This window comes from Rhizobium sp. L9 (genome assembly GCF_002531885.1).
GTDB lineage: Bacteria > Pseudomonadota > Alphaproteobacteria > Rhizobiales > Rhizobiaceae > Rhizobium.
In genome coordinates, this window is record NZ_NWSZ01000099.1 from 1 (window position 1) to 733 (window position 733).

A 733-nucleotide genomic window follows, 5' to 3' on the forward strand; every position below is an offset into this window, starting at 1 on the left:
TGGAGAAGCTAACCCAAGTGCATCATGCCTGTTTTGCAGGATAGGGGATCACCCATCTTCGCGCAAATGCGCCATAAATACCTCGGTCGGTGTCCTGTATCCGAGGCATTTGCGCGGCTGATCGTTGATATGGCGCGTCAGGTTGAGAAGGTCGTGTTGCGACACAACTGCCAAGTCTGTCGTGCCTGGCAGGAAACGTCGAATGCGCTTGTTGGTGTTCTCGACGGTTCCTTTTTGCCAAGGCGCACTTGGGTCGCAAAACCAACTACGCGCACCGATCCCTTCTTCCAAAGCCCTGAATCCGGCAAACTCGGTACCGCGATCAAAGGTGAAGCTTTGACGCGCGAAGGCCGGTAAAGGCGAAAACGCTCTGATGATCTTGTCCATGATCGGGCGCGAGTGCCGGCTCGGATTCTTGATGAGAACGGTATAGCGGCTCTTGCGCTCGACGAGGGAGGTGACATTGGCATGGCCGAGTGGACGTTCGAAGATGAGGAGGTCGCCCTCCCAATGCCCAAACTGCGATCTATCTCCAATAGAATCAGGACGTTGGGATATGCGGTGCGTGGCTGGAAAAACACCGTCGCGCGGCTTCCTGGAGCGCAGTGGACGACGTTTGCGGCGCGCTTCCGGTAGATACTGATAGAGACCAAGCCCATAATCTTCCTTGCTGTAGATAAAGCGATAGATTGTCTCCTTGCAAACGCGAACACGACTGAGGCCGTCCGACAGC

At 55.5% G+C, this 733-nt stretch carries 1 protein-coding gene; it reads right to left on the bottom strand.

Annotation, left to right across the window (positions count from 1 at the left end):
• Positions 1–48: 48 nt before the first annotated feature.
• A partial coding sequence (locus CO660_RS32445) for an IS30 family transposase (RefSeq protein WP_097601898.1) occupies positions 49–733 on the bottom strand: 685 nt, incomplete at its 5' end.